Annotated in this window: 8 protein-coding genes and 1 other annotated feature; of the genes, 3 read left to right on the top strand and 5 right to left on the bottom strand. The window is 37.7% G+C overall.

Annotated elements, in window-relative coordinates; genetic code table 11:
* Positions 1 to 522: 522 nt before the first annotated feature.
* The 3 genes from clpB to rluD form a co-directional block, all read right to left on the bottom strand.
* Positions 523 to 3,096 (bottom strand): ATP-dependent chaperone ClpB, encoded by a 2,574-nt coding sequence (gene clpB / locus ABN099_RS05745; RefSeq protein ID WP_349462712.1) that lies wholly within the window; start codon positions 3,094 to 3,096, stop codon positions 523 to 525.
* A 145-nt stretch (positions 3,097 to 3,241) separates the two neighbouring features.
* Entirely contained in the window at positions 3,242 to 3,973 is a 732-nt protein-coding gene (yfiH, locus tag ABN099_RS05740; RefSeq protein ID WP_349462711.1) for a purine nucleoside phosphorylase YfiH, read from the bottom strand.
* Positions 3,974 to 4,951 carry a 23S rRNA pseudouridine(1911/1915/1917) synthase RluD gene (gene rluD / locus ABN099_RS05735; protein WP_349462710.1) on the bottom strand — a complete coding sequence of 326 codons (978 nt, stop codon included), beginning with the start codon at positions 4,949 to 4,951 and terminating at the stop codon, positions 3,974 to 3,976.
* A gap of 135 nt (positions 4,952 to 5,086) precedes the next feature.
* Here rluD and bamD point away from each other — a divergent pair, with 135 nt between their 5' ends.
* The 3 genes from bamD to pheA all read left to right on the top strand — a co-directional run bounded on the left by bamD (position 5,087) and on the right by pheA (position 7,925).
* The gene (gene bamD, locus ABN099_RS05730) at positions 5,087 to 5,821 is read left to right on the top strand and encodes an outer membrane protein assembly factor BamD (RefSeq protein ID WP_349462726.1); all 735 of its coding nucleotides are present in this window, start codon (positions 5,087 to 5,089) and stop codon (positions 5,819 to 5,821) included.
* Positions 5,822 to 6,113: 292 nt separating this feature from the next.
* The gene (gene raiA / locus ABN099_RS05725; RefSeq protein WP_349462709.1) at positions 6,114 to 6,449 is read left to right on the top strand and encodes a ribosome-associated translation inhibitor RaiA; all 336 of its coding nucleotides are present in this window, start codon (positions 6,114 to 6,116) and stop codon (positions 6,447 to 6,449) included.
* A 167-nt stretch (positions 6,450 to 6,616) separates the two neighbouring features.
* Positions 6,617 to 6,732 (top strand) — a sequence feature (Phe leader region).
* A gap of 35 nt (positions 6,733 to 6,767) precedes the next feature.
* The gene (gene pheA / locus ABN099_RS05720) at positions 6,768 to 7,925 is read left to right on the top strand and encodes a bifunctional chorismate mutase/prephenate dehydratase (RefSeq protein WP_349462708.1); all 1,158 of its coding nucleotides are present in this window, start codon (positions 6,768 to 6,770) and stop codon (positions 7,923 to 7,925) included.
* Positions 7,926 to 8,043: 118 nt separating this feature from the next.
* On the opposite strand, the gene ABN099_RS05715 is transcribed toward pheA, so the two are convergent.
* Positions 8,044 to 9,384: an anaerobic C4-dicarboxylate transporter gene (locus ABN099_RS05715; protein WP_349462707.1), complete on the bottom strand. Its 1,341-nt coding sequence runs from the start codon at positions 9,382 to 9,384 to the stop codon at positions 8,044 to 8,046.
* A 469-nt stretch (positions 9,385 to 9,853) separates the two neighbouring features.
* On the bottom strand, positions 9,854 to 10,978 hold the full coding sequence (tyrA, locus tag ABN099_RS05710; protein ID WP_349462706.1) for a bifunctional chorismate mutase/prephenate dehydrogenase: 1,125 nt from the start codon (positions 10,976 to 10,978) through the stop codon (positions 9,854 to 9,856).
* Positions 10,979 to 10,988 lie beyond the last annotated feature (10 nt).

Genomic DNA, 10,988 nt, shown 5'->3' with positions numbered 1-10,988 from the left:
TTGGTAAACACTCTTTAAGACTTATATACATCTAAACTATTTTAGAAGATATCGTCTCTGCGAGTGCCCACACAGATTGTCTGATAATTTGTTAAAGAGCAGTGCAACAATGGCTGCCGTTTCCGGTCTTCTGCGTTGTTGCGAGGAGGCGTATATTACGTTATTCCTCTGAAGAGTCAAGAGTTTTTTTCAAACTTTTTTCTTTTTCTCTTCACTTTCCTTCGAGGCTGTTGTCAGCTCATCGTGGGTCAGTGGATGCGCATTATAGGGAGTTTTCTGAGTCTGACAAGTATTATTTTAAAAAAACTCACTAAGTGAATATTTTGTAATCAAACACCCCATATTAGCATAAATAACAGACATTACTTGTTTAAAAAAGTGTCAACGCTATCTGTAACGCTCAGCGAGTTAGCTGTTAAACCTTCATTTATAAACTGAGAGCATAAAAAAGAGGCTTATATAAGCCTCTTTTTTACTTTAGCTATCTCTCTTCACACTTATCTAATAGAGAGAACGGTTCAATTACTGTTTAGCAACTATCTTATCATTATCTAAATCTAAGATAACTTCTTTACCCGGTAGTAGCTTGCCAGACAATATATCCTGCGCTAGCGGATTTTCTACTTCTTGCTGAATTGCACGTTTTAATGGACGCGCACCATAGATTGGATCGAATCCAACTTCACTCAATTTCTCTAACGCCGCACCAGTAATAGTGACATGATATCCACGTTCTTCTAAACGCTGATATAACCGGCGCAACTGGATTTGAGCAATTGCAGCAATATTCTCTTTTCCTAATGGATGGAAAACCACGACCTCATCAATACGGTTAATAAACTCAGGTCTAAAGTGATGTCCAACAACATCCATCACCATAGTTTTCATTTCAGGGTAATCAATAGTACCAAATCGTTCCTGAATTAAATCCGAACCTAAGTTTGATGTCATAATTACAACGGTATTACGAAAATCAACGGTTCTACCTTGTCCATCAGTTAAACGTCCATCATCCAATACTTGTAATAGAATATTAAAGACATCAGGATGCGCTTTTTCAACTTCATCTAATAAGATGACAGAGTAAGGGCGACGACGAACCGCTTCTGTGAGGTATCCGCCTTCTTCATAACCTACATATCCTGGAGGTGCACCGACTAAACGAGAAACAGAGTGCTTTTCCATAAATTCGGACATGTCGATACGCACCATTGCGTCATCACTATCAAATAAGAAGTTTGCTAGCGCTTTACATAACTCTGTTTTACCAACACCTGTTGGTCCTAAGAATAAGAAGGAACCAATAGGACGATTAGGATCAGATAATCCAGCACGACTACGACGAATAGCATTAGATACTGCTTCTACCGCCTCGGACTGTCCAATGACACGTCTATGTAACTCTTGTTCCATTCGTAATAGTTTATCTCGCTCCCCCTCTAACATTCGAGAAACGGGAATACCAGTCCAACGTGCTAAGATTTCTGCAATTTCAGCATCTGTTACTTTGTTACGTAACAGCTTCATATGCTTATCTTCAGCTTTATGTGATTCTGCAAGTTGCTTTTCTAAAACAGGAATTTGACCATATTGGATCTCAGACATTTTTGCCAAATCACCACTACGACGCGCCTGTTCTAATGCAATACGAGCTTGCTCTAATTCTGATTTAATATGTTGAGTACCAGTAAGTTCTGCTTTTTCAGCTTTCCACTCTTCATCTAAAGCAGAATACTCTTTCTCTTTTTCAGCCAACTCTTCATTAAGCATTTCTAGACGCTTTTTACTTGCGTCATCAGACTCTTTTTGCAGTGCTTGTTGTTCAAGTTTTAACTGGATGATACGTCGATCAAGTCTATCTAATGCTTCTGGTTTTGAATCCATTTGCATACGCAGACTTGCACCAGCTTCATCTATTAAGTCAATCGCTTTATCTGGCAACATACGGTCAGAAATATAGCGATGCGATAAAGTTGCTGCGGCAACAATCGCTGGGTCTGTAATTTGTACGTGATGATGTAATTCATAACGTTCTTTCAGACCACGTAAAATAGCAATAGTGTCTTCAACTGTTGGTTCTGCGACATACACTTTTTGGAAACGACGCTCTAATGCTGCATCTTTTTCTATATATTGACGATATTCATCAAGGGTTGTTGCACCGACACAATGTAATTCACCTCGCGCTAATGCTGGTTTCAACATATTACCAGCATCCATTGCACCTTCGGCTTTACCTGCGCCAACCATCGTATGTAATTCATCGATAAACAGAATAACGCTGCCTTCTTGTTTCGATAAATCGTTTAAAACCGCTTTTAAACGCTCTTCAAATTCACCACGATATTTAGCACCTGCTAATAAAGAGCCCATATCTAGTGAAAGTACGCGTTTATTTTTTAAACCTTCAGGCACTTCGCCATTAACAATTCGCTGTGCTAAACCTTCAACGATAGCGGTTTTACCCACCCCGGGTTCACCAATAAGCACCGGATTATTTTTAGTACGACGTTGTAAAACCTGAATTGTTCTTCTTATTTCTTCATCACGACCAATAACAGGGTCGAGTTTGCCTTGTTCTGCTCTTTGCGTTAAATCCACAGTATATTTTTTTAATGCCTGACGTTGGTCTTCTGCATTTTGATCGTTCACTGTTTCTCCACCACGTATTTTTTCAATCGCTAGCTCAAGGCTTGCTTTGTTGGTTCCAGCTGCTTTAAGCATGTCAGCAACTTGGCCACCCGTTTCCATCGCAGCCAACAGAAAGAGTTCTGACGAAATAAATTCATCACCTTTTTTCTGTGCCAACTTATCGCATAAATTAAGATGCTTGATTAAATCATTTGAGGGATGAACTTCTCCACCAGCACCTTCGACTTTAGGTAATCGTGATAAGGCGTCATTAATTCGTTCATTAAATTGCGATGCATTAACACCTGCTGATGTTAATAAGGGACGAATTGAGCCACCTTGTTGATTAAATAACGCACTCAGTAAATGTATGGGTTCTATAAATTGATTATCGTTCCCAAGTGCCAATGACTGGGCGTCTGCGAGAGCTTGCTGGAATTTGTTGGTTAATTTATCCAGACGCATAACACCTCCAAGTAAAATTCAAATTAAAATTTGTCGCTGGAGAATAGATGAGGTCATATTGACAATATTCAAGCTCAAAATAGAAATTTTGAGCAAAAATATTTATCAATATTTGGGATAAGCAAGAATAAATATTGGAGGGTGTTTACTCAATCCAGATTAATGATGCCATACGTCCTGTTATATGTTCTCGTCTATAAGAGAAGAAACGTGACTCATCTGTAACAGTACAAAAATCACCACCATAAATCTGACTAACCCCATTTTCCTGTAAAATTATTCTCGCTAACATATAGATATTAGCTAAGTATTTACCATTATGGGGAATAAATGCCGAACTAAAGGCAATATTTTTTACAATAAAGGCTTCTCGAACCTCTGCACCTACCTCAAAAGCATCAGGACCAATTGCTGGACCAAGCCATGCCATAATCTGATGATTTGGTGCTTTGAATTGCGCTAATGTATTTTGTAATACACCTTGGAGAAGCCCTTTCCACCCACCATGTGCAGCACCTATTTCGCTACCATCTACTGTGGTAAAAAGTACAGGTAAACAGTCAGCGGTCATAATTGCGCACACTTTTTTAGCGGTAGAAGTATAAAGGGCATCACCTTTAACTTGATTATTTTCCTGAGAACTCAGTTTTACTACATGCGTACCATGTACCTGTTCAAGCCATAAAGGCATTTCAGGTAACTGTGCTTGTTCACAAAGCAAACGTCGATTGTGCTCAACAGATTGCAAATCATCACCGACATGGGCACCAAGATTGAGGCTATTATAAGGCGGCAGACTGATACCACCTTCTCTCAATGTACTACATGCACCAATATTGTCAGGTTGTGGCCACTCAGGAAAAATTAATGAAGTCATTTACCAATCCATTTCATCTTTAAACTGCTCTGCATCCGCTTTTAGCACATTTATCAGATTAACCATATCATCAGGTAATGGCGCATGCCACTCCATCTCAATACCTGAGATTGGGTGATAAAGGCGTAACATTGTTGCATGTAGAGCTTGCCTATCAAATAAACGCAATGTTTCGCGAAATTCTTCCGACGCACCTTTTAATGGGCGAGGTCTTCCACCATACAACTGATCACCGATTAATGCATGATGAATATGAGCCATATGTACGCGAATTTGGTGAGTACGTCCTGTTTCTAAACGCAAACGTAAACGAGTAGAAGCGCGGAAATGCTCCATAATACGATAATGTGTTACCGCAGGTTTACCCATTGGGTGAACTGCCATATGTGTACGTTTAGTTGGATGGCGCGAAATGGGTTCGTTAACTAAACCACCTGCCGTCATTCTTCCTGTTGCAACCGCTTCATACTCACGTGTAATTTCACGACGCTGTAATGCTTCTACTAAATGCGTTTGAGCCGGAACTGTTTTTGCAACCACCATTAAACCTGTTGTATCTTTGTCTAAACGATGGACAATACCAGCGCGAGGGACATTGATAATCTCGGGATAACGATAAAGTAATGCATTTAATATTGTACCATCAGGATTACCGGCACCAGGATGAACAACAAGATCTCTTGGTTTATTGATAACCAAAATATCGTCATCTTCATAAACGATATTTAACGGAATATTCTGAGGTTCCCAGCGTGCTTCCTCTTCAATTAAGGCATCGACTTCAATTTTTTCACCGCCAAGCATTTTTTCTTTTGGCTTATTGATGATTTTATCGTTAACCTGCACTCTATCGTCTAAGATCCACTCTTTTATACGAGATCTCGAATAATCAGGGAACAATTCTGCCAAAGCCTGATCTAAGCGTTGACCAAGCTGTGAATCTGCGACTGTAGCATTAAGTCGTATTTGTTGAGACATAAATAGTTTTCTATTAATTAAGTTAGTGTTTTGACGGCACAGCCGTTTCATTTAAAATGAGTTATAGTGTAACCGATTTTAGGGGAGCTTCACGGAGAGACTCCCCAAACCTATTCAGAGGATAATCAATACGTGATGAGACGCATTAAATACCTAGTGGCAGCGGCCACTGTAAGCCTGTTACTTTCTGGCTGTTCCAGTTCAGACAAAGACGCGACTGCGGATATGTCACCTTCTGAGCTTTATGCAACCAGTCAGGAAAAATTGCTAGATGGCAATTATGGAGCGGCTATCAAACAATTAGAGTCTCTCGATAATCGCTATCCTTTTGGCCCTTACTCACAACAAGTTCAGCTCGATTTGATTTATGCTTATTATAAATCAGCAGAATTACCAATGGCGATTGCTGCTATCGACCGCTTTATGCGGTTAAATCCAACCCATCCAAATATTGACTATGTTCTTTATATGCGCGGGCTTACAGCACAAGCATTAGATGATAGCGCATTACAAGGATTCTTTGGTATCGACCGTTCCGACCGTGATCCTCAGCATGCAATTGTTGCATTCAAAGACTTCAGCCAACTCGTTCGTTACTATCCTGATAGCCTTTATACTGCTGATGCAACTAAACGCCTTGCGTTTCTTAAAAATCGTTTAGCGAAGTATCAGCTGTCTGTTGCGAAATTCTATACTAAACGAGGGGCTTATGTCGCGGTTATTAATAGAGTTGAACAAATGATGCGTGATTATCCTGATACACAAGCTACACGTGATGCGCTTGAGTATATGGAAAATGCTTATAAAGAATTAGGATTAACTCAAGAAGCAGATAAAGTGTCTTCTTTGATTGCAGCTAATCCAGCTTAATTATTTCTTTTCTATTAAAAACAGCAGCCTATGGCTGCTGTTTTTTTAATTCTTTTGTCTGCTTTATTGCTGTTTCTTTGCTAAATAAAACTTACTTTTCATCAGCCCAACCTTTCTAATATGACTGAAGAAAGCCAACATAACAAGCGCTCTTTTTCAGCTATTTATCATTTGTCACGTTTCTATTACGACTTACACATCTTTCTAACAAAAAGTGACTTTGATCATGTTTTTAATTGTATATCACGATATTCTGAACTCATCGAAGGCGGAGTAATAAAGAGGTAACTATATGATTATAAATATTACTAGTAAACAAATGGAGATTACCCCAGCACTACGTGAACACATTGAAAGCCGTTTAACTAAACTTAATAAATGGCAGGTAAATTTAATCAATCCTCATATCATTCTGACCAAAGATCCTAAAGGCTTTAGTGTTGATGCCAGCATTCATACACCAAACGGGCAATTAATCGCCAATGCTCAACATTCTGATATGTATACTGCGATCAATGACCTTTTAGCCAAACTTGGACGACAATTAAATAAAGTTCAACATAAAAGCGAAGCTCGTCGAACTGATAGCAGCTTGAAAGAAGAAAATTTACTTGTAGATGAAATTTAAATAGTAAAACAAATTTAAAAACTAGAACAATTCACTGACTTAAACGCCTCTGCGCATCCTTGTGGTGCGCTTTTTATTGCTTTTTTCTTGACACTCACAACATCATCATGTCTGATAGCAATATGTTAAATCATTTATTAACCAAGATAATCAAGCTAAATAATGTTCAATAAATCCTTTTTGCCATTCTTCTTTTTCTTTTTACTCTTTTCTTAAGAGGCTTTGTCATTTCAGAAAGAAAAATAAGAACGACAAGAGCCTCCAAAACGGAGGCTTTTTTATTTATGATGGTATGACGCAAAAGTATGGGGCTCAAACATGGAAAAACTCGATTTATTGGCAATCAGAGATAAAATTACAACACTTGATTCCGAATTACTGACGCTGTTAGCAAACAGACGTCAATTATCTGCTGATGTCGCACAATTTAAATTGAATACACATCGCCCTATCAGAGATAAAAATCGCGAACGTGAATTACTTGACCTACTGATTAATAAAGGAAAAAACGTTGGGTTAGATGGTTTCTATATTAGTCGCATTTTCCAAATGATTATTGAAGATTCTGTCTTAACGCAACAAGCTATTTTACAGCAGCACCTTAATTGCACGTCAAATGAATCAGCTAGAATTGCGTATTTAGGTCCTAAAGGTTCCTATTCTCATATTGCTGCTCGTCAATATGCAGCTCGTCATTTTGATACCATCGAAGATTGTGCTTGTCATAAATTTGAAGACATTTTTACACTGGTAGATACAGGGCAAGCCGACTATGGTTTATTGCCAATAGAAAATACCAGTTCCGGAGCAATAAATGATGTTTACGATTTATTGCAAACAACATCACTTTCTATTGTTGGTGAAATTCGTATCCCTATAAACCACTGTTTATTAACTGCCGTGAATACCACAGCAGAACAGCTGCATACTATTTATAGTCATCCTCAACCATTTCAACAATGTAGCCACTATTTAAACCAATATCCAAATTGGAAAATTGAATATTGCGAAAGCACAGCTGCGGCGATGGAAAAAGTTACCCAAGCACAATCGCCTCATGTAGCGGCAATAGGCAGCGAAGCAGGTGGCTCTCTTTATGGATTACAACCTTTAGCGAATAATTTAGCTAATCAGCAAATTAACGTAACACGCTTTATTGTTATTGCTCGCAAAGCGATAGATGTTTCAGAGCAGGTTCCCGCTAAAACAACCTTCTTAATGGCGACAGGACAACAAGCTGGTGCTTTAGTCGATGCTCTGATGATTTTAAAGCAGTACGAGATTATTATGACTAAATTGGAATCACGCCCAATTAATGGTACACCATGGGAAGAGATGTTTTATATCGATGTTCAGGCAAATCTACGTGATATCAATATGCAAAAAGCGTTGCATGATTTGTCATTAATAACCCGGTCATTAAAAGTATTAGGCTGTTACCCTTCAGAAAATGTCGTTCCTGTTGAAGTAAAATAATAGATTAATTCAAAAAAAATAAGCCAGATAGGATCTAACTATCTGGCTTTTCTTATTTTTCTTGTACTAATTCGATATGTATCAAACCTATATTAGTTGCCTTATCGGATCTCTATACTTATAAGAAACCATACATAGCAGCAAATACCCAACCAAAGATACAAGAGACTATAACGCCAATTAAACCGGGTAATATAAAGCTATGGTTAATAACAAAACGCCCTATTTTTGTTGTACCAGAACGGTCGAATTGAATTGCAGCTAAGTCACTAGGATAAGTAGGAAGAATGTAATAACCATAACAAGCAGGAGCTGAAGCAACAATATATGCAGGGTCGATACCAATCCCCAATGCCAAAGGTACAATTGCGGCAAGAGCGGCTGCCTGTGAGTTAACAAACTTAGAAACTAATAATAAGACAACAGCATAAGCCCAAGGGTATTCTCTTACTAATTGTCCTAACGCTGCTTGTATTTCTTTCATATGGGCAGAGAACATGGTTTCTGCCATCCAAGCAATACCATAAACTGCAACAATAGCGATCATCCCTGAACGAAAAACTTCATTTTTAGAAATTAAGGACGGATTCGTTTTACAGATAATAATGATAGTGGCACCTGCCAGTAACATAAACATCTGAATAACAAGCACCATCGATAATGGTTTTCCATTAAATTCTGGACGTATTTCAGAAAATGCACCTAGTACAGCCACAATGGCAATCGCACCTAAGAATATCCACATCGCAACCCAGTTTTTCATAGGAAGCTTTTTATCTAAAAGTGTTGCTGTATCACCATAAACATAATCATGGTTCTCAGGGACTGAAATAAACTCTTGGAACCGTTGGTCTTTATCTAAATCTTTCCCTCTAAACCAACTAAAAATACCGATAGCTAAAATACCAATAAAGGTTGATGGGATCGTAATTGCTAATAAATCCAGAAACTCAAGATGTTTACCATTAAAGGTGACATCACCTAACATTGCCACTAATGTCACAACAGCAACAGAAACAGGGCTGGCAATGATCCCCATTTGAGAACCAATAGTACTTGCAGCCATCGGTCTTTCAGGTCGAATATTATTCTTTATAGAAACGTCATAAATGATAGGTAATATAGTATAAACGACGTGTCCTGTACCACATAGAATTGTTAGCGTACAAGTAACGAAAGGCGCAACAATAGAAATATATTTCGGATTTTTACGTAATAATTTTTCTGCTATTTGCAACATAACATCTAACCCACCAGATGCTTGTAACGTCGCAGATGCAGAAACAACCGCAATAATAACTAACATCACATCAACAGGCGGTTTTCCTGGCGGTAATTTAAAAACAAAAACCAAAATAACTAATCCAACACCACCTAATAACCCTAATGCAATACCACCTTTCCTGGCACCATAAAATAAACAAACTAATATAATGGCTAGTTGTATTATAAAATCCATAGTTTACCCCTTGAATAAAACGCCAGAATATAAAAACAAAATAATACAATCGAATATTGATTATTCCTTGTAAAAAACCGTTACTTATTAAATGCAATTTACGCAACTGTTATATTGTATTTTTTGATCACTGTTATAGTTTTAATATTACCCTATCTGTTTTATCCAAATTTAAGATCTCCTCAACAAATAATTTATTATCAGAGACAAACTTGAACATTAATTCATATTTAATTAAACCAATGAATAACAAATTAATAACAACGCTATTATTAATAAAAATAGTCAACCAATAGAGTAGGATCATTAAAAAATCATCAAAAACCTATTAAAAATAAAAAGTTAATAAATTATTTATACAATATAGATTTATGCATGATTGGTAATACTAAGTTAATATTCATCTATCCCATAAATAACAAAAGCCAGTCAATTAAATGGCTGGCTTCTAATCATAAGTAGTTTCTAATTATATGCGGCTATCATTCGCTTTTTGTAATAATACGCCACTCTCTTTCATAAACTGTGATGCATAATCACCAAACCAATTACTCACATTATTGAATGAATGAACGAATTCACTCTTTGCATTTATATCTAATAGATCTATCGCTTGACCTAACGAGTGATGATATCGGCGAATTAATTCAATATTTTCTTGCGAGGATAAAATAATATCCGCATAAAGTTGAGGATCTTGCGCAAACAAGCGCCCGATCATCGCTAACTCTAAGCGATAAATCGGAGATGAGAGCCTTAATAAACTGGCTAAATCAACCTTTTCTTTTGCTAAATGCTGACCATATGCGAATGTCGTAAAGTGTCGAAGTGCTTGAATAAAACTCATATTTTTATCATGTTCTTCTGGGGTTATCACTTCTATTCTAGCCCCCCAAACCATTAGTTGTTCTAGCAGCCATTCAAATGATTGATGTGAGCGCCCCTCACAATATGCAACCACCTGCTTTGCTAAACTTGGAACATCGGGTCCAAACATTGGATGTAAACCTAACACAGGTCCTTTATGCGCTTTCAACATTGCATCGAGAGGTGCTTTTTTAATTGATGCAAGATCTACCAATAAACACTCTTCTGGTAAGGGAGGTAATTGAGCAATAACATCTACCGTTAAGTGAATAGGTACACTGACAATCACCATACCTGCATTAGCAAAAATAGCGGGCGATTTTGTTTCCCACTCATCAGCTTCTAAACTTTCGACCTGATAACCAGAAAGAGTAAATAAACGAGAAAATAATTTACCCATTTTCCCATTACCACCAATAATAACGATATTGCCCAACTGAGGATTAAGTGTTTTAAATCCTTTATCGTTTTCTTTGGTATAAGATTCTCGCATAACTCGACGTAGAACATCCTCAATTAAATCAGGAGAAATTCCCATTTTTTGCGCTTCTTCACGTCGAGAAGCAAGCATAGCGGCTTCTCTATCAGGTGCATATATTGGTAAACCATGGCGATTTTTAACTTCACCGACTTCGGCAACTAATTGCATTCTTTGGGCTAACAAAGAAAGCAATGATTTATCCACCTGATCAATTTGCTCACGCAAACCTTGTAGTTCAGTTACCATCGATGCTTGC

Origin of the sequence: Proteus hauseri (genome assembly GCF_040139125.1) — a bacterium.
GTDB lineage: Bacteria > Pseudomonadota > Gammaproteobacteria > Enterobacterales > Enterobacteriaceae > Proteus > Proteus hauseri_B.
This window is presented reverse-complemented; position numbering and strand designations above follow the sequence as displayed.